At 44.8% G+C, this 19,215-nt stretch carries 13 protein-coding genes and 2 pseudogenes; 4 read left to right on the plus strand and 11 right to left on the minus strand.

The features are described 5' to 3' along the window. Positions 1-163: 163 nt before the first annotated feature. The 3 genes from gyrA (at position 164) to NG798_RS23415 (ending at position 5,144) form a co-directional block, all read left to right on the plus strand. On the plus strand, positions 164-2,809 hold the full coding sequence (gene gyrA / locus NG798_RS23405) for a DNA gyrase subunit A (RefSeq protein ID WP_261226133.1): 2,646 nt from the start codon (positions 164-166) through the stop codon (positions 2,807-2,809). Positions 2,810-2,878: 69 nt separating this feature from the next. Next, positions 2,879-4,465 carry an apolipoprotein N-acyltransferase gene (gene lnt, locus NG798_RS23410; protein WP_317619630.1) on the plus strand — a complete coding sequence of 529 codons (1,587 nt, stop codon included), beginning with the start codon at positions 2,879-2,881 and terminating at the stop codon, positions 4,463-4,465. Between the two features lie 124 nt (positions 4,466-4,589). Continuing rightward, the gene (locus NG798_RS23415) at positions 4,590-5,144 is read left to right on the plus strand and encodes a 3'-5' exonuclease (protein WP_261226134.1); all 555 of its coding nucleotides are present in this window, start codon (positions 4,590-4,592) and stop codon (positions 5,142-5,144) included. A 20-nt stretch (positions 5,145-5,164) separates the two neighbouring features. Here the strand turns inward: NG798_RS23415 and NG798_RS23420 are convergent, their stop codons facing one another. Next, positions 5,165-6,145: a pentapeptide repeat-containing protein gene (locus tag NG798_RS23420; protein ID WP_261226135.1), complete on the minus strand. Its 981-nt coding sequence runs from the start codon at positions 6,143-6,145 to the stop codon at positions 5,165-5,167. A 110-nt stretch (positions 6,146-6,255) separates the two neighbouring features. Continuing rightward, complete coding sequence (mutL, locus tag NG798_RS23425; RefSeq protein WP_261226136.1) at positions 6,256-7,938, minus strand: DNA mismatch repair endonuclease MutL; 1,683 nt, start codon at positions 7,936-7,938, stop codon at positions 6,256-6,258. A 265-nt stretch (positions 7,939-8,203) separates the two neighbouring features. Here mutL and NG798_RS23430 point away from each other — a divergent pair, with 265 nt between their 5' ends. Next, on the plus strand, positions 8,204-8,686 hold the full coding sequence (locus NG798_RS23430) for a rhodanese-like domain-containing protein (protein ID WP_261226137.1): 483 nt from the start codon (positions 8,204-8,206) through the stop codon (positions 8,684-8,686). Between the two features lie 85 nt (positions 8,687-8,771). Here the strand turns inward: NG798_RS23430 and NG798_RS23435 are convergent, their stop codons facing one another. The 9 genes and pseudogenes from NG798_RS23435 to NG798_RS23475 all read right to left on the minus strand — a co-directional run. Continuing rightward, positions 8,772-9,401 carry a ribonuclease H-like domain-containing protein gene (locus tag NG798_RS23435; RefSeq protein ID WP_261226138.1) on the minus strand — a complete coding sequence of 210 codons (630 nt, stop codon included), beginning with the start codon at positions 9,399-9,401 and terminating at the stop codon, positions 8,772-8,774. 2 nt (positions 9,402-9,403) lie between these two features. Further along, the gene (locus tag NG798_RS23440) at positions 9,404-10,147 is read right to left on the minus strand and encodes a CAP domain-containing protein (RefSeq protein WP_317619631.1); all 744 of its coding nucleotides are present in this window, start codon (positions 10,145-10,147) and stop codon (positions 9,404-9,406) included. A 41-nt stretch (positions 10,148-10,188) separates the two neighbouring features. Continuing rightward, on the minus strand, positions 10,189-11,418 hold the full coding sequence (trpB, locus tag NG798_RS23445; RefSeq protein WP_261226139.1) for a tryptophan synthase subunit beta: 1,230 nt from the start codon (positions 11,416-11,418) through the stop codon (positions 10,189-10,191). A 14-nt stretch (positions 11,419-11,432) separates the two neighbouring features. After that, positions 11,433-12,878 (minus strand): annotated as a pseudogene (locus tag NG798_RS23450) (RNA-guided endonuclease InsQ/TnpB family protein). Between the two features lie 330 nt (positions 12,879-13,208). Further along, positions 13,209-13,646: an Rrf2 family transcriptional regulator gene (locus NG798_RS23455; RefSeq protein WP_261226144.1), complete on the minus strand. Its 438-nt coding sequence runs from the start codon at positions 13,644-13,646 to the stop codon at positions 13,209-13,211. A gap of 221 nt (positions 13,647-13,867) precedes the next feature. Next, positions 13,868-15,802 carry an iron uptake porin gene (locus tag NG798_RS23460; RefSeq protein ID WP_317619632.1) on the minus strand — a complete coding sequence of 645 codons (1,935 nt, stop codon included), beginning with the start codon at positions 15,800-15,802 and terminating at the stop codon, positions 13,868-13,870. Between the two features lie 427 nt (positions 15,803-16,229). Further along, complete coding sequence (locus tag NG798_RS23465) at positions 16,230-17,870, minus strand: HD-GYP domain-containing protein (protein ID WP_261226140.1); 1,641 nt, start codon at positions 17,868-17,870, stop codon at positions 16,230-16,232. Positions 17,871-17,931: 61 nt separating this feature from the next. After that, the gene (locus NG798_RS23470) at positions 17,932-18,213 is read right to left on the minus strand and encodes a 4a-hydroxytetrahydrobiopterin dehydratase (RefSeq protein WP_261226141.1); all 282 of its coding nucleotides are present in this window, start codon (positions 18,211-18,213) and stop codon (positions 17,932-17,934) included. A gap of 870 nt (positions 18,214-19,083) precedes the next feature. After that, positions 19,084-19,215, minus strand: a pseudogene (locus NG798_RS23475) (photosystem II D2 protein (photosystem q(a) protein)); the annotation flags it as partial.

Here is a 19,215-nt window from a genome sequence, read left to right on the forward strand (position 1 = left end):
ATGCAAGCCCCCAACAGAGGCGTATTAGTGACGAAAAAAAACAGTCAAATTGTGATAGAATATTAACAATATTTGCCCAAAATTCAAGCAAGCTGGGAAACCTTCCAGCATTTTTTGAATTATACCAGCAAAATCCTCACAATTTTTTGGAGTTTAGCCCAGTATGACCTATTCCTCCGAGCGGATTATCCCAACGGATCTACGCCACGAGATGCAGCAGTCCTATCTGGAATACGCGATGAGCGTAATCGTAGGACGAGCGCTGCCAGATGCCAGGGATGGTCTGAAACCCGTACACCGGCGCATCCTCTACGCTATGCACGAATTAGGCTTAAGCCCTGATCGCCCCTTTCGTAAATGCGCTCGCGTCGTGGGGGAAGTGCTGGGTAAATACCATCCACACGGGGACACGGCGGTGTACGATGCCCTAGTACGGATGGCGCAAGACTTTTCCATGCGCTCCCCCCTGATCAACGGACACGGCAACTTTGGCAGCATCGACAATGACCCACCGGCAGCCATGCGTTACACGGAATGCCGTTTACAAACGCTGGCCAGCGACGCGATGTTACGAGACATCGACTCGGAAACCGTTGATTTTGCCGATAACTTTGACGGTTCCCAACAAGAGCCCGTTGTCTTGCCGGCCCGCATTCCCCAACTGTTGCTCAACGGTTCCTCTGGGATCGCCGTCGGGATGGCGACCAACATCCCCCCCCACAACCTCAGCGAACTGGTAGACGGTTTAGTGGCGGTGATCCACAACCCGGAAATTACCAACCAGCAGTTAATGCAGCACATTCCGGGCCCAGACTTCCCCACCGGCGGTTTAATTTTAGGCGTGGGCGGTATCCGTGATGCCTACACCACCGGACGCGGTTCGATCACCATGCGCGGCGTCGCCACTATCGAAACCGTTGAACACCGCAACCGGCCCGACCGCGAAGCAATCATCATCACTGAATTACCCTATCAAACCAACAAAGCGGCGTTAATTGAAAAAATTGCCGAAATGGTGAATGAAAAACGCCTGGAAGGTATTGCAGATATTCGGGATGAAAGTGACCGCGATGGAATGCGAATTGTCATCGAATTAAAACGCGATGCTTACCCCCGCGTGGTGCTGAATAACCTCTATAAGCAAACGCCTCTGCAAAGCAATTTTGGCGCAAATATGCTGGCGTTGGTGAATGCGGAACCCCAAACTCTAACCATTAAAGATTTCCTCACTGTTTTCTTAGATTTCCGGGTTGTAACGATTACCCGCCGCACCGAACATGAACTGAGAAAAGCTGAAGAAAGGGATCATTTATTGCAGGGTTTGTTAATTGCTCTGGCAAATTTGGATGCAATTATTCGCCTGATTCGCCATGCGGCTGATACGGCCACTGCTAAACAAGAATTAATAACCGATTACGGTCTTTCCGAACAACAAGCCGATGCAATTTTACAAATGCAATTGCGCCGGCTGACGGCTTTGGAAGCTGAGAAAATACGCAAAGAACACGAAGATTTGCAAGAGCAAATTGCTGATTTGCGCGATATTTTGGCACGGCGTGAACGGATTTTGCAAATTATTGAAAGCGAAGCGCTGGAGATTAAAACAAAATTTGCTACCCCCCGTCGAACTGAAATTCAGCACGCCGAAGGTGAGATAGATGAAACGGATTTAATTGCTAATGAAAAGGCTTTGATTTTGTTAACAGAACAAGGCTATATCAAGCGGATGCCGGTCAGCACTTTTGAGGCTCAAAACCGGGGCACTCGTGGCAAAGCCGGCAACAAAATGAAAGAGGATGATGGTGTTGAGCATTTCTTGACTTGTTGCGACCACGACACGGTTTTATTCTTTAGTGATCGGGGTGTTGTTTACTCGATTAGTGCTTATCAAATTCCGACCGGTTCACGGACTGCTCGCGGTACTGCTATTGTGCAGATGTTGCCAATTCCGGTAACAGAAAAAATTACCTCAATGGTGGCGGTTAGTCAGTTTAGCGAGGATGAGTATTTGATTATGCTCACGAAGGCCGGTTTTATTAAGAAAACTGTGCTTTCTGCTTTTAGCAATATCCGCGCTAATGGGTTAATTGCTATTTCTTTGGAAGAGGGCGATCAATTGCGTTGGGTACGCCTTGCGCGAGCCGAGGATAGTATTATTATCGGCACTCGTAAGGGTATGGCTATTCATTTTAAAGCTGATGGTGCTCAGTTGCGACCAACGGGACGCACGGCGCGGGGTGTTAAGTCCATGAAATTCGCCAAGGATGATGAATTGATTAGCATGGATATTTTGCCCGGCTCACTCATTGCTAACCTCGCTCAAACGTCGAATGAAGAGGCGGAAATTGAGGATGATGAAGAGATAGATGCTGTGGTGGAAGAAACGGAAACCAATGCTTTGGAAATAGAGGCTATTGGCGAAGAATCTGAAATCACAGAACAAGAAGCTGATTTGAATACTCAGCAGGGATTGTGGATTTTGGTGATTACTACCGGCGGCTATGGGAAACGTGTTCCTTTCTCGCAATTCCGCTTACAAAATCGGGCCGGTAAGGGGGTAATTGCTACTAAGTTTAAGTCTCGTCGCAGTGGCGATCAGTTAGCTGCTTTGCGGGTGGTAAATGAGGGCGATGAGTTGATGATGGTGACAAGTCGCGGGATTATTATTCGTCAAGCGGTTAATGCTATTTCTCCTCAATCTCGCAGCGGAACTGGTGTCCGGGTGCAGCGTTTGGATGAGGATGATGCTATTGCTGCTGTGGCTTTGGTTCCTCCTTCTAATGGTGAGGAGGAAGAGGTGGCAGAATAGGTTTTTTGCAAAAGTCTATAGCTTTTTTTATTAACCGCAGATGAACGCAGATAAACGCAGATAAATAGGATGAGTTTATGGGCTTTTGCAAGAGGTTTGATGATGTTTAAGTTGGGGAGTAAAAATGTAGGGATGTCTGTTTTTTACTTTTTACTTCCCTTTTTTGGGGGGGTTTTAATGGGAGTGACAACTTCGCCGGTGGAGGCTTGGCCGCTGGCTTGGGTTGCTCTTGTTCCTTTATGGGTTTGTGTGAAACGGCAGGCGGAAAAAGGGTGGAAGTTTTTTGTTTTGCTTCCTTTGCTTTGGGCTTTTGGTTATCATGGGGTGGCTTTGTTTTGGATTACTGGCATTCATCCGATGACTTGGATGGGTGTGCCTTGGTTGGCTAGTTTGGCTATTGCTTTTTTTTGCTGGGTTTTTATTACGTTTTGGGGGGCGGCTTTAGTTACATTTTGGGCTTTTTGTCTAAGGTTAATTGTTAAGAAAAAGCCTAAAGTTTCGGGTTGGTTGTGGGTGTTGACGGGGACGGCTTTATGGTGTTTTTTGGAGGCTGTTTGGAGTAGTGGCCCGCTTTGGTGGACTTCGCTTTCTTATACGCAAAGTCCGCATAATTTGCTGATTTTGCAGTTAGGAAAGATTGGGGGGCCCACTGCAATTACGGCGGCGATTGTTGCGGTTAATGGTTTGATTGCGGAAGGGTTGATGAAGTGGGATAAAAAAGCCAAGATGCGCCGTGATTTGGTGGTGGCGGGTGGTATTTTGGTTTTGCTACATTTGACTGGTTTGGGGATTTATTTGCAGCCGGTGGCAACACCGTCAGAAATGGCGTTGAAGGTGGGGATTATTCAAGGCAATATTCCGAATACGATTAAGCTTTTTGAGAAGGGTAAAAATCGGGCTATGGATAACTATACGAAGGGTTATCAAGAATTAGCTCTGAGGGGGGTAGATGCGGTTTTAACGCCTGAAGGTGCTTTGCCCTACTATTTTGATGATTTGAAAAATGCACCGATTTTTAAGGCGGTTTTAGATAAGAAAGTTGTGCTGTGGTTGGGGGCGTTTGGTGAACAGGGTTTAAGTTATACGAATAGTTTGTTTACGGTGATGGGAAATGGGGAGGCTTTTAGCCGGTATAATAAGGTTAAATTGGTTCCTTTGGGGGAATATATTCCTTTTGAAAATGTTTTAGGCAAGTTGATTGATCGGCTTTCTCCTTTGGATGCTCACATGGCGGCGGGAAGTTCAAATCAGGTGTTTGATACGCCGTTTGGTAGGGCGATTATGGGAATATGTTATGAGTCTGCTTTTGCGGAACATTTTCGCCGCCAAGCTGCTTTGGGTGGGCAGTTTATTTTGACTGCTTCTAATAATGCTCATTATGCGGAAACTATGCCGGCGCAACACCACGCACAGGATGTGATGCGGGCAATTGAAACTGATCGTTGGGCGGTAAGATCAACTAATACCGGCTATTCGGGTATTGTTGATCCTCATGGTAATACTATTTGGCTTTCTGGTATTAATAGTTTTGAGGTTCATTCTGATGTTATTTACCGCCGAAATAGTCAAACTTTGTATGTGCGGTGGGGCGATTGGTTGGTGCCGGTTTTGTTGGGTTTGGCGGGGATGGGGTGGATTTTTAACCGCAGATGTTAGGCGTAGCCTGCACTTCGTGCGTACGCGGATGAACGCTGATGTGCTATTTGAAACTGAATTTTTCAGGGTTGATGAAATTTTAACTAAAATTATTTCAGAAACCTCTTCTTACTTGCCGAAAACTATGTCAAAAAACCTCAACACAATTCTTGTTATCGACATCGAAGCAACTTGCTGGGAAACTGCACCCCCACCCAACGAAGAAAACGAAATTATAGAAATAGGAATTTGTACGCTGGATATCGCCTCTGGGAAGCCGGTTGATCGTCAAAGCATACTCATAAAGCCTGAACTTTCAACAGTGAGTAAATTTTGCACAGAATTAACAACTTTAACTCAAAAACAAGTCGAGAAAGGCATCACTTTTGCAGACGCTTGTAAGATTTTAAAACGAAAATATCACTCTAAAGATTGCGTCTGGGCAAGTTATGGTGACTATGACAGAAAACAATTCCTTAAACAATGCGAATCTCGTTTAGTTCCCTATCCTTTCAATCCCAGACATATCAACGTAAAAACCCTGTTTGCTCTCGTTTATGCTTTGCCAAAAGAACTGGGAATGGTGGCGGCTTTAGAGTATTTGAATTTACCCCTAGAAGGAACCCATCACCGGGGAGTTGATGATGCTTACAATATTGCAAAGATTTTGTCCCATTTGCTTTTACAGGCGCGGCGCTAACCATTTCCAAAACTTTAATTTTAAGGTTTGGGTAAATTCGCATCCGTTAAATTAGCACCGGCCAAATTTACCCCCGTCATATTCGCATCAATGAGGTTTGCTTGTACTAAATTTGCTCCTTCTAAATTCGCGCCGGTGAGGTTTGCGTGAAATAAATTTGCTTTATAAAGATAAGTATTTTGCAGTCTTGCACCTGTTAAATCTGCTTTGATTAATTTTGCTAAACTGAAAATAGCTTTCGTTAAATTAGCGTTGTTTAACTTCGCCTCCGATAAATCTGCATAACTGAAATTTGCACGAGTTAAATTTGTAGATGTCAGGTTAGCATTATTTAATTTTGCCGAAACTAAACCCACAGATACTAATTGTGCGCCGGTGAGGTTGGCGTTGGTGAGGTTTGCGCCTCTCATATCTGCATCATTGAGAAAAACTCCTGTTAAATCAGCATTTGTTAGGTTAGCATTTTGTAAGTTTACCGAATCTAAATTTGCTTGATTTAATTTGCTGCCGGTTAAATCAGCCCCAGTCATATTTGCTAACCTTAAATTAGCTTCCATCAAAATCGCTTCATTTAAAAAAGTTGCCGCTAATTTTGTTTCTCGCAAGTCTGCACCCCGCAACCTCACCCCGCGCATTCTCGCATAATTCAGGTTTGCACCTCGCAGTTTTGCATTTCTCATTTTTGCGTCTCGCATTTTGGCATTTTCTAAATTAGCCTTTTCTAAATTTGCCTCGACTAAGGTTGTGTTTTGCAGTTGAGTGTTTTTCAGGTTTGCTGAACGTAAATCAGCATTTGTTAAATCGGCTTCACTTAAGTTTGCTTCGCTTAAATTCGCTCCTTTTAAATTTTTTCCTTTCAAATTTGCCCCTTTTAAATCACATTTAATACATTCATTGGTTTTAAGTAATTTTTCCAGATGTTCCGAATTTTCTGCACTAGCCGGCATACCCCAAAAACCCGACATCAACAAACAACTTATCCCTAAAATTATCACTTTCATAAATACCTCATTTCCTCCCATCTTTTCCAATGATAAATAAATGTAAGTGTCCAGAGTGGCGCAGGCGTCCCGCCTGCGATTATTATGATTGCTGTAATTGCCAGCCCTCCTTAAATTCCATGACTTTTTCCCAAAACCCAATGCCGGCGGAAAAATCGAGAAAGTGCCGTTTCTTCTAAAGCTAAATAAATCGGTCTTCCGTGCGGACAAGTGCGGGGATTTTTTGTATTTTGCCATCTTTCAATTAATATTTGCATTTCGGCTAACGAGAGCGTTGTACCGTTGCGAATGGCGCTACGACAAGCGGTTGCGACTTGTGCCGCTTGCAAATCACCTTGAGAAATTTCTAAAATTGCCTCCGCACAATCATCTCGACTTGCTAACATCTCAGGCGCTTTTCTTGCGGCCCACAGTTGGTCGCCAAAAGGGTCTATTTCTATGCCAATTTTTTGTAAATTTTCCAATTGCGTCTCCGATAATTGGTTTAAAATAACCGGCTTTTCTAAATTAATCAATCGCCATCGTTCGCAAATTTCTTCATACAAAACTCTCTCATGGGCAATGTGTTGTTCTATTAACCACAAACCAGTCGGATGTTCAGCTAAAATATAGGTATTATGAATTTGGGCAACTGCTCGCAGTTGTAAACGTTCAGAGATACTTTCTTTGGGTGCCGGTTCAATAGAACGATTAACAGCATACCCGCCTTTTTGTTCGGAAGCTTTTAATAATTTTCCGACTTTTTGTTGACCGGCCTCTGGTTGATGACTATTACTTAACTGCAAAGCTTCAGCAATTCCTGATGCTATCGCCGCCTGCCATTCTGCCATATTATGTAAATAAATTTCTGCCTTCGCAGGGTGCCGGTTCCAGTCTATTTGTTCTGGAGAAACTCGCAAATGTAAAAAACATACGGGATAGCGATCTCTTGGTAAAGTTCTCGCAAAACAAGTAAGCAAAGTTTGCTCAATTTCTGGGTTTTTTACTAACCGGCCATTGATGGCAAATTTTACCCAATCTAAACGGTGTCGGTGACAGCGATCTGGCAAACCAATTACAATTTCTAAACCTTGATTTTGCCCTAATTCTACTTCGTGATATTGCAAATCTTGTAATTTCACATCCCGCAACAATTGCGCTGCAATATGCTGAGAATTAACCCCCGGACTAAGGCTCATGCACCGGCGTTCGTTTTGTTCAATTTGCCACATTACCCCCGGATAACACAAGGCTAAATTATGTACCATTAATTGCACTGCTCGCAACTGTTGAGCAGGCGTGGGTAAACCGGCTCGGCGTGCTTGCCAATTGCCAAATAAATCAGAAACCGTGACAATTGTACCAGGAGCAATTGCTGCCGGTTCTGTTTCTAAAGCTTCCCCCAAATTGTTATAAAATACCCGCCACCCCGCCTCGCCACTCACCCGACTGCAAATTTCCAGGCTTGACAATTGCGCTAAACTATGCAAAGCTTCACCACGAAAACCTAAACTCTTGATTTTCCATAAGTCTTCCCTGTTATGAATTTTGCTGGTGGTATGGGCACGGGCGCATTTTTGCAAGTTTTCTAAGTCCATGCCGGTGCCATTATCAGCCAAGCGGACGCGCCACTGTTCCGGCCAAACACCAATCATAATCCGCGTTGCACCGGCATCGAGGGCATTTTCCGCCAATTCTCGCACCACCGCCGCCAGCGAGTCTATCACCTCACCGGCAGCGATTAAGGAACAAACATCAGCCGGCAAAGATTCGATGCGCTGCATATAAGCGGTTTTTGGGACAACAGAGATCATATTCGTCATCAGTGATTTAATCAAAATAACTCACAAGTAATTTTTAGCCAAGCACGTTATTAAAAATTTTTCCTTAAAAAATACATTGAATAAAAGCTTTTGATGTTTTTTCTGATTGATGGTGCGTGAGTTTGTGACTCTAAACAATCAACGCTTCCCAATTTATTATGCCCAAAGATAGTTAAACAGTTCTCTCCCTAGAAAGATCCTTTGGCCTGAAATGGCTTGTTATATTGCCAATAACGTAGAGAAAAGAGAAATTCCCATGTCGAATATTTCAGACGCAATTTCAAAAGCAAAAGATGCCCTACCTGATATTACTCCCACACCTCCCAAGTTAAAAGCCATATCTTCGGCTCACGATTTGAAAGCTCGCTTGGAATGGGGCGAACCTGCTTTAACTATTTTAGACGTCCGTGAGCGTGCTACCTTCAACCAAGCTCGCCTTTTGGGTGCCATGTGTATGCCTATTGATGAACTCGTCGAGCGGGCACAATCCAGCTTGGAACCAAGCCGAGACATTTACGTTTATGGTGAAAGCGACGAGCAAACCGCTCAAGCTGCAAGTTTGCTACGCGAAGCCGGTTTTACAAGTGTAGCTGAATTACGCGGCGGTTTAGATGCTTGGAGAGCCATTGCCGGTTCCACCGAAGGCGCTAACGAAGACAGACAGCCCCCCAGCCCTTCTGCTTACAATACAGCCGCTCAAATCAAACACCACGCAGACACTCAATCGCGCGATGTTTAATTAAATTTTGGCCTATTCAAAAACCCGGTTTCTTTAGGAAAACGGGTTTTTAAGTTTGGGAAAAATTGCTTAACCAAGCTATATATTAATGCTCAAAAATATCTTTGTATTGCATTAAATCTAGGGACACGAACACCGGCAAACAATTAAAGCAATCCTGGGCCAGTTGCCAGCGTTCCTCGCGTTCCAGCATAACTTTTAACTTTTGCTGCACCGGCAATAAATAACGCACATCATTTGCCGCATAACTAAGCTGTACGTCTGAAAGATTGGCTGCATTTCCCCAATCAGAACTCTGAGCAGTTTTATCTAATTCAACTTTTTCTAACTCTTGCACAACCTCTTTAAGCCCGTGTTTTTGAGTATAAGTTCTCGCCAGTTTACTCGCCATTTTGGTACAAAAAACAGGTGCCACTTTTATATCCAGATGGTAACGCAAAGTCGCCATATCAAAGCGGGCAAAGTGAAAAACTTTCAGCACCGTTTCCGCTTCCAAAAGCATTTTTAAATTTGTAGCGTGTCTTTGACCTCTGCCAATCCGAACCACTGTAACACGACCTTCTGAGTTACATAACTGCACCAAACACAAACGATCTCGCCAAGGCAGTAATCCCATTGTTTCGGTATCAACAGCTAATCCATCCCCAACCAAATATTCTGCGAGTACGCTATCCGGTAAATCGCGGTCATAAACCTGAAACCTATCTAAGTCCATAATTATCGCTGACGAATAAAAAGCTGAGTAAAGTAATACTCTCCTTTGGCATTTTGTGCAACACCAATGCCGGTTAAATCAAAATTTCCCACCATATTCTTTCTGTGGCCCGGACTTTTGATCCACCCGACCACAGCTTGTTTTCCGGGGTCGCTGTAGCCAAAATTATATGCTAAATTTTCGCCAGCACTTCGATAATCTATCCAACGAGAGATTTCTTCCACTCGCTGATCAAAACCATCGTGGCTAAATGTTGCCCGTCCGCTTGCCATTGCTTGGCTGTGTACTCTGGCAACAGCAATAATATTAGGATCAAGTTTTAACGGCGGTAAATTCTGAGAGAGCCGGTATTGATTTACTTGTTCGTGAATCGCTCTTTCTAAAGTTGTAGGGTTTATGGATTTATGAGGCGGGGGAGGGGCTACAGTCGAGTTAGGTAGTTTAGGAAAATTCTTCTCATCTAGCACAACCACACACCCCGCTGTACCCAAGCTTAAACACAACAAAGTCACCGGCAACATTAAATAAAAATGCTTTTTCCATCGCTGATTTTGCTGAGGGTGTTGGCTGTGATTGAACTCTGGCCTCACCCCTATATTTTTAAGACAAATAAGCCTTTCTTCTCCCTTATTTTCCAAGGAAAAAGGCCGGGGGGTTAGGTTTTTTTTAACTACATTTTGCTCCCCCGGTAAAGTCTCAGAGGCGGGGGAAATTTGGCTGGGAATAGAATTTAGTTTGTCTTGCAAAGTATTGGCCGCTCAAACCTGTTACTTCCCCATTTTAACAATTAGCTAGGAGTGAGAAATTTAATCACAGTTTGCACGTCTTTGTCACCCCGACCTGAGCAGTTAATAACAATGCGGGGAGAGCCGGTTAATTGGGGGCAAAGAGTTTCTAAATAAGCAATGGCGTGAGATGTTTCCAGCGCCGGAATAATGCCTTCTAGTTTAGAAAGGCGTTGAAAAGCAGCCAAAGCTTCCTCATCAGTCACGCTGTAATATTCAGCCCGTCCCAAGTCTTTTAAATAGCTATGTTCTGGCCCTACCCCTGGATAGTCTAAACCGGCACTAATGGAATGCGGTTCAATCACCTGCCCGTCGTCATCTTGAAGTAGATAACTCATAGCACCATGTAGCACACCGACGCGGCCATGTGTGAGAGTAGCGGCGTGTTTGCCGGTGTTGACGCCTAGGCCGGCAGCTTCCACCCCAATCAGGCGGATACTTGTGTCGCCGACAAATTCGTGAAACAGCCCCATTGCATTAGAACCGCCACCTACACAAGCCATGAGAATATCAGGCACTCCGCCCCATTTTTCGAGACTTTGGGCGCGGGTTTCTTCGCCGATAATGGCGTGAAAATCTCTAACAATCATCGGGTAGGGGTGGGGGCCGGCAACGGAACCAAGGATATAATGGGTGTCTTCAACGTTTGTTACCCAGTCGCGGATGGCTTCGGAGGTGGCATCTTTGAGGGTGCCGGTGCCGGATGAAACCGGCCTCACTTCTGCTCCCATCAAGCGCATCCGAAATACATTCAGCGATTGGCGTTCCATATCATGTACGCCCATATAAATAACACACTGTATGCCAAAGCGAGCGCAGACGGTGGCAGTGGCGACTCCATGCTGACCGGCGCCGGTTTCGGCAATAACGCGCTGTTTACCCATGCGTTTTGCCAGCAAAGCTTGGGCCAAAGCGTTATTAATTTTGTGAGCGCCGGTGTGGTTGAGGTCTTCGCGTTTCAGGTAAATTTGCGGTTGGCAGTCGGGCCGGCGGTAGTTTTCGCTGAGGCGTTCAGCAAAGTAAAGGGGACTGGGCCGGCCTACATAATCGCGTAAAAGTTCTTGTAATTCTTGTTGAAAATCCGGGTCTTTGCGGTATTGGTAATAAGCAGTTTCAAGTTCTGCCAGAGCCGGCATCAAAGTTTCAGGAACGTATTTACCGCCAAACTGGCCAAATCTGCCAAGGCTGTCGGGTCGTTGGTTTAAGTTGGGTGAGATGGGAGTTATGGTCACGAGAAGTGCTGTAATTAGGGAACAACGTTAATTTTGACATCTCCCCTGCCTAGAAGCACAGGGGATTCTAAAAAGTTTATTGCTTCGTGGGCTTTAGCCACACGACGTAACGTCTTTTGACGATATGATTTGCTCATTTTAGTAAACAAATCAAATCGTTGCGGGACTGTCAAGCATCCCCTACCCACCTCGGCTAGGCTAATGCCTAGCTGTATGGCTACTTTTCTCATAATATTTGCTGCTGCTTGAGCATCTGCTGAGATAACTTTCCCTTTAGCTGTCTTATACAAACCACGCTCTACTCTTTTACCTGACGCTTCCCATCCTGCGGGTTTCTCACCATGCTTGTAGAGGGTATCGCCATCCAAGTAGAACGCTTTAGAAGTATTCGCTTCCTCGGTTAGGATAAAAACAATTCCATATTCGTTACAAAGATGTTTGAGTCGTTCGATTAATCTCCCAGTCGGTATTAAAACAAAGTTTTGATTATTACGCTTACTCATCTGGGAGCAATTCTTTTGTCCTTTATTCCATCCAATGATTAAGTTTCCAACACGGTCATTTAAACAACGGTTAATAATGAATCTAGCAGCTTTATTAATGGCATCACGCATTTGGTTATTGCGTCGGCGTTGTACTCTGTCAAGGCTGGAATCCCAGTAAAGCTCTGACTTTCCTTGTTTGTACTTAGCCACCAATCGACAATAACCCTGATTGATTGATTTAAGTTTTCTGCCATCAATGATGAGACTCTTACCCAGAGTTGAAACTCCCGTTAGCCAATTGGTTCCGCCGTGATCAAATCCCCAAGCCTGAGAGTAGTCGAGGTTAGGATTGTGCTTAATCGGTTCCTTCCCATCATCAATCACCCAGTCAACCCAAAATTCACCGTAATAAGGACGGATTGTTACCTCCTTTACCCAATCAGGATCTATAAATTACGGTAAAAACAATTTAACTTCGCTAATTAATTCAGGCTTAGTCTCCCTACTAATGGAAGGATAAAAAAGACCATCCCGGTAGTTAAGTGCTTGACGAGGGAAAGTTAATGCTGCTAATCCTCCTCTCTTTCTGTACTTAGGTAACGAAGGCTTATCCACTTCTCCTTTATAATAAGCATTGACCAATCCGTTGTAACTAGCAATTGACTCACCAACTAATTTTAATGTTTGTTGGGCTGCTTGTGCGGCTAATGATTTGTAGTGTGGGTTCTGTTTCATAACTTTGTCTAGTTCCAGATAATTTGTTTGAGATTTATAAACCTTCCAACTATGCCTTAAATCATCCCCTCGCCAGTAAGTTGCGAAAGCATTATCCATTTCTTCCAATCGAGAGTAATAAGTTTTGCGAGTATGATAAACAGCACAATTAATTAAGCTATTTGCATGACTGCATTGGTCAAGCCAAAAATCATTTTCTGCGTCTGTAAACTTTGCCTTAACTGGAATTGTTTTGTACAACTTGTTTTCACCTCCTGAGAAATATATTGTCATATATGCAGCAACGTTGTGAACGCACATCAAAAATAATTATTTGAGAATTAGATTATCTGACAGGCGAAAACACAAGTTATGCTTGTACACAGTAGAAAAAGACAAGACTATTACTACTTTGAAGAGAAGGCTCGATTGACCGTCTTGTGTTAAGAAATGAAATGGAAACAGGAGGCTAAAGCCTCGTGCGTCGGGCTTCATAACCTGCTTAAAACTCAGGGGTTCTAGCCCTCCCATGTTCTTTTTGATAGAGTAGCAGAGCCACCAAAAACTCTCTACGAAGCTAAATTTTGCCAGCTAAATATAATACATAATATCTATCTGTCGGCGGGCATCTCTTTTTTCGCACAAATCTTGCAAAGTATATTTTTGCAAAACACCATTCGCCTGAGAGCGAACTTCTTGCCAAACATCCATAACCACTGCACCTTCAAGGGTTTTGGGTGGGGCGAGATTATCAGATTTGTGAGTTTCCAACCCTTCTATACAGACTATAACTTCCCACAAAGGAATTTTCCAGGGTTCGCGGCCTAAAATATAACCGCCTTTCGCACCGCGCTGACTGCGAATTAAGCCACAGCGTCTTAAGGTGGCCAGGAGTTGTTCGAGATATCGGTCAGGGATATTTTGCTGGGCTGCAATTTGACGAATTTGCAGGGGTTCCCCATCGTTATAGTGGGAGGCTAACTCTAGCATAGCTAGGAGAGCGTATTCGCTTTTGGATGAAAGCTGCACGGTGTTTATTGAGGGTGGTGGGTATATTTTTATTATACCCCGGTTCTCCACCGGAGTTTGGATGATTATTGTCATTTGTCAAAAGTCCTTTGTCAAAAGTCATTTGTTTTGTTTTTTACGAATGACCAACAACAAAGGACAAAATTGGTTTAATAGCCCGAAAAAAGCAGAGACACGACGAATCGTGTCTCTACATTACGCTAGATAAGATTTAAAAATGCTTAGAACGTGAAAGTAGCGCGTAGTGTACCAATCACAGCATCTTCCGCCCCCACATTGAGGTTTTGGTTGGGGTTAATCAGCCAAATCACACCCGGAGTGAAGGAGATATTATCGTTGATCTGGTACTTATAGAAAGCTTCAACGTGCCAGGGAATATTATCTCCATCGATGTCGTAGCGATTATTATCTCCAGCGACGTCAAAGTTCGTCATGTAGGGTTGAGCACCTAAGACGATACCGCCCAAGTTGCCGGCTTTGAACAAATCAGGGAAGGCAAGGGTAACAGCATAGTTCCAGATCCGGCCTGTGCCACGACCAAAGCCACGATCACTCCGCAGTAAGTTTACATCGGTCATGCCAACCCAGCCACTAAGGCCAAAGCGGGGGCTAAGCTGCATCGAAGCTTGCAAACCGTAGGAGTTAGCAGAGACTGGGTTACCAGCAAAGTTGTTGGCGAAATTGGTTCCCACAAACCCGCTGGTGTTAAGGTTGTCTGGTGTCCCTAAGCCGTTGGCCAGGCCATTATCAAAGCCAAAGTTGCCAGGGCGGAAGTAGGAGTGGATATAGGTTGCAGCCAGTGAAACGTTACCAACGGCAAAGTTAAGCTGGGCCAATGCCGAGTAATCACCCCGGAAGAAGCCGCCACCGCCTTCATTGGCTCTGGGATCAAACCCTCTTGGGGCCAAGTAGCCGATGGTGAGCGAGCTTGGTTTGAAGATGTTTAAGATGTTGGTGCGGCCTAAGCGGATATTTGCGCCAATCCCTGTACCACCGCCTAAACGGTAGATGGGGTTACGTTGACCAAAGGCAGAAATCGAGCCGTTACCGCCGTCGAAGTCTTCCATGTAGGGGTTGACGGTGGGGGTAAAGTCATCCCACTGGCCCCGGTTGGCTGCAATCACAACATCGATGTTGTCGTTGAAGGGGAAGAAGTATTCGAGAGTGTCCAGTCTAACCGAGTTGCCGGTGTCGCCAAAGACGTTAAAGGTTTGGGTGCCTTCACGGGAAAATCCGTTTACATCTAAGGGGGTGGCGTTACCGACTTGCAGACGAGTGATTAACAAGTCTTTGCCGGTGAAACTGGTGTTGAGGTTCAGGCGTACCCGTTGCTGGGCTGCCGGCACATCAGTGGTCTCACCAATTGAGTCGGTACCGACAAAAATTGCTTCACCGACGAGTTTGGTGGTGGTAGAAAATTGATTTTCTTCCAGTTCGCGGGTGCGAGCTTCCAAAGCATCCACGCGACCGCGCAGGGTGGCCAGTTCGGCTTGGAATTCTTCGAGCAGCCGGTTGAGTACCGCTAAGTCTTCTATGGTGACAAAGTTAGCGTTTGGCCGAATGATTTCGGTAATTCTTTCTAAGCAAGCATTTAAACCGGCTGCAAATTCATAACGAGTCATCGCCCGGTTGCCCCGGAACGTGCCATCGGGATAACCGGCAATACAGTTATAGCGCTCAACAAGGTTTTGTAAGGCTTGGAAGGCCCAGTCTGTCGGTTGCACGTCTGATAGCTGCGAAACCGATGTCACCTGACCGTTTGAGTTATTGGCCGCGCCTTCTTTGCTGTATCTGTTGATTTGTTGCAGCAAATTCGGAGCCGGTGCCGGGTTGCTGTTAACCGGCGTTTGGGCAAGCTGTGCCGGTGCTGATGCCGGTGTCACTGCCTTGAGATCGCTTTGTTCGGGCGTCACAAGCAGAGAATTAGCTTTTGCTGCGCTTGTGTCGATGGCCGGTTGGCTTGCGCTTAAAGCCATCTCAACCTTTGGCGATTCGGCCTCTACGTTTAAAGGCAGATTTTGCGCGGTTGCTTGATTTGTACCCAGATCAGGAGTTGCCGCTGTGTTTGCAGCCGAAACCGGCCCCATCACTGCTAAAGCCGCTCCTAAAACGGCTGGGCTGACCAGTAGAGTATTCAACAAAATTTTATTCATCATCCCTCTTCTCCTCACACCTTTTTTTTTGAGAGATTAATAGGCTATGTCTTTATGTTTACCACACAACCAGCGTTTTTCCCATCCAGCTATGAGTTTGGATGTTCTAAAAGTGGCGACTCACCCGGAGTTGGCATTTCCCGCTCCTTGAACTGGAGAAGGGATTTTAGAGAATTGAGCTTTTAGCTGTTTTCTCAATCGGCGTGCCAAGCACCGAGTCATTGCTACTTTCTGGTTGTCCAGTCTGTCGCTAATGAAGTTGTTATAAGGGTAGCACATTGATGTGGTTTGCGTCATCGCCACTGCTGTTTCAAAAAACTGATTTAACTCTGTCGTCTGGTTTATATTGGATGCTTTCTGGTTTGGGCAATATGTTCTTTTCTCGACCTACTTCTAATCCGCCCTAACTAGGCAAACGCTGTCGGCGAGTTTATGCTGATTCTAGTTCTACTTCTAAGCTATGCCCAAGCACAGAAAACACTTGTCTTTGTTCAAATATCTCTAATACGTCGGCGTTTATTTTATTTTGACCGGCTTCATAGCGCAGAATTTGCAAAGCGGCCTCAACCGGCAAATTTCTTTTGTATGGCCTATCTCCAGCCGTCAAGGCATCATAAATATCAGCGATTGTCAGAATTTGTGCTTGAATGGGAATTTCTTCTTTTTTTAACCGGCGCGGATAGCCGGTGCCATCGAGCTTTTCGTGATGGCCGTAAGCAATTTTAGCAACGTCTTTAAGATCCTTCGTCCAAGGAATGCTCTTTAAAAATTCGTAGGTATGGCTAACATGAGACTCGATAGCTAAACGTTCTGCCGGTGTAAGGTTGCCTTTGCGAACTAATAGTTGTGCCATTTCACCAGGCGAAATAAGCGGTTTAATTTCTCCGTCCACATCTCGATAAGTATAGCCCGACAACTCGGACAGTTCTGAGAGGGGGGCTTCGGCTAAAATGCGCGGCTCGTTTGCTTCGAGTAGCAGTTTCCAGTAATCATTGAGCCGGTCAATTTCTCGGCTTAACTGCTGGTCTAGTTGCTCTATTTCTGTGCAAAGCGCACAGCCTTCATTTAAAATATCTTTCCTGTGCTTGATGTCACTCACGAGGTACTTAAATTTTTTTTCGGTGTACTCCATTTCTACGGTGCGCCGTGCTAAAGCAAAGCGGTGACGAATCACATCTAGCTGTTCTGGATACAGTTTTTTTTGTTTTACTAAAATTGCTTCGGGGACTCCGACTTTGCCAAAATCATGCAACAATGCTGCATAGCGCAGTTCTTGAATTTGCCGATCATTAAAGTAAATACTTCTCAAGGGGCCGTTGTGGATGCTGCTAACTTCTTGGCTGAGGCGAACTGTTAGCGTTGCCACTCTTTCGGAATGCCCCGATGTACAAGGATCTCGTGCTTCTATTACCTGCACCGAAGCTTTTACAAATCCCTCAAATAAGTTTTGAATATTTTCTTGTAAATGATTTCTTTCTATCGAGATTGCTGCCTGCGATGCCAAAGAACGGATAATTCTTTCTTCCCAGGTTGAGTAAGGTTGGGTGACTTCGAGGACGTTTTCTGCCGTCACCACCACATCCGGCGCTATTTTTCTGTTAATTAGTTGCAAAACTCCCATGATTTCTCCTGAGCGATTTTGCATTGGTAAAACCAACACCGAGCGCGTGTGATATTCTATATCTCTGTCAAAACTTCTGTCTAGCTGGTAAGGCACTTCTTTTGGCAAGTTATAAGCATCTGCCAAGTTTAAACTCAGGCCGGTTGTTGCTACATAGCCTGCCAGACTTTGCCTTGTCATGGGAATCGCAAATTCCCTAAATGATACGTTTGGCTGGGAGGCATTTTGAGCGACTTTAAATAATAATTTTGGGTTGCCGTCGCTGTCATCTACTAAATAAACGCTGCCGGCATCACTACAGGTAATTTCTCTGCTTTTGGTTAAAATTAAATTCAGTAATTCTCCCAGATCGTAACTGCTGGATAACGCGGCGCCAATATCCAAAAGTTGCTCTATTAATTCTGTTCTCTCGGCATCTCCTGCCTGAAGTTCCTGGTTTTTTAGCACCATGACCTCGATCTGGGGATAATTCACTTTTCTACAAAGCCTGCTTTCAATTTTTGCTCTTGTCTCAAACTATCTCAGCAATTACCTGAGCTAGTTTAAAGTCTGCTTCTGTTAAACCACCGGCATCGTGAGTGCTCAAGCGAATGGTAACTTTGTTATAGGAAATTTCCAGGTCTGGGTGATGTCCTGCTTGTTCTGCCGGTTCCACCAACCGATTAATAAATTCTATCGCTTCGACAAAATCTTTAAATTCCCTTTGACAGTTTAATTGTTTGCCCTCCACTGTCCAGCCGGACAACTGGGCGGCACGTTCTTGAATCTCAGCCTCTGGGAGTAATTGATCCATATTTTTTAGCCCACGCCACGCCTAACATAATGTGTAGTTTTATTTTAAGTCAGTCGGGCGTTTTCATAAAATTTTTCCTCAAAAAACTATCCGCTCTCACGCGGGGTTTTTTGGGTTTAATCCCAAATTACCAATGTGAGAGCGGTCTAGGGGGTCTTCAGATTGAACCAGACTGCCGGAAGGAACTCCTAGCTCGCCTAACTTCTGAAACCTAAGTTTCCCCGAAGGGAATTAGGCTCGCTGTTAGAGAACAGCCCCGGCGCACAGCCGGCTTACTTCAATCTGATGACCCATGCGTTTACTACTATCTGGCATAGGCATCACCTCCTTTCTCCCTAAGCGGTTTGTTGCTTATTGGATTCAGCTATCTCTTACTTTAGCACAAGATTTTGGAGTGACAAGTTGTTTTTGGGTAATTTTGTTGATTTTTTTGAAGATTTTGCTGGAGTGCCCAGAAAATGCCACCGGCTTTTTTTAGCTATGTAGGTACGGACAAACAAACCCAGTTTTTTGGAGAGGCTGCTTCACTCTAAAAAGCACCGGCATCCCAGACACAGCCTTTAAAAACCCCGCCCCTTCGCTCGCCAAATTGACAGCTTTTTAAACACCGGCCTCTACGCTCGAAAAATTGAAAACCGCTATCTAAATCAAACTAAATATTTAATTTTCTTAGCTTTAGCTGAATATTTTATTATTATTTCTAATCGGTTGAGAGCGGCCTGCGTAAAAATACCCCCCACCGTCCATAGGTGAGGGGTATTGTTTTACAAGTCAATTGTCCTTTGTCAGTAGAGACGTTCTGGCAGAACGTCTGTACTTTGTCATTTGTCAAATCGAATTTCCAGCCGAATTACTAATGACAATGGACTCTTACAGAGCGTTACCGCGAGGCAGAACTTCTTCGGGGAACTCAAAGTTTTCGTGGGGTTGGTCAGCCGGTGCCATCCAAGCGCGGATACCTTCGTTGAGGAGAATGTTCTTGGTATAGAACGTTTCAAACTC

The sequence above is a fragment of the Ancylothrix sp. D3o genome (assembly GCF_025370775.1).
Taxonomy (GTDB): Bacteria; Cyanobacteriota; Cyanobacteriia; order Cyanobacteriales; family Oscillatoriaceae; genus Ancylothrix.

Excerpts from the sequence above, each read along its gene's own strand:
- NG798_RS23435 (WP_261226138.1), bottom strand. The coding sequence starts at position 9,401 with ATGGACTTAGATAGGTTTCAGGTTTATGACCGCGATTTACCGGATAGC.
- NG798_RS23415 (WP_261226134.1), top strand. The coding sequence starts at position 4,590 with ATGTCAAAAAACCTCAACACAATTCTTGTTATCGACATCGAAGCAACT.
- NG798_RS23420 (WP_261226135.1), bottom strand. The coding sequence starts at position 6,145 with ATGAAAGTGATAATTTTAGGGATAAGTTGTTTGTTGATGTCGGGTTTT.
- lnt (WP_317619630.1), top strand. The coding sequence starts at position 2,879 with ATGAGTTTATGGGCTTTTGCAAGAGGTTTGATGATGTTTAAGTTGGGG.
- NG798_RS23465 (WP_261226140.1), bottom strand. The coding sequence starts at position 17,870 with ATGGTGCTAAAAAACCAGGAACTTCAGGCAGGAGATGCCGAGAGAACA.
- NG798_RS23460 (WP_317619632.1), bottom strand. The coding sequence starts at position 15,802 with ATGATGAATAAAATTTTGTTGAATACTCTACTGGTCAGCCCAGCCGTT.
- gyrA (WP_261226133.1), top strand. The coding sequence starts at position 164 with ATGACCTATTCCTCCGAGCGGATTATCCCAACGGATCTACGCCACGAG.
- NG798_RS23470 (WP_261226141.1), bottom strand. The coding sequence starts at position 18,213 with ATGGATCAATTACTCCCAGAGGCTGAGATTCAAGAACGTGCCGCCCAG.
- mutL (WP_261226136.1), bottom strand. The coding sequence starts at position 7,938 with ATGATCTCTGTTGTCCCAAAAACCGCTTATATGCAGCGCATCGAATCT.
- NG798_RS23430 (WP_261226137.1), top strand. The coding sequence starts at position 8,204 with ATGTCGAATATTTCAGACGCAATTTCAAAAGCAAAAGATGCCCTACCT.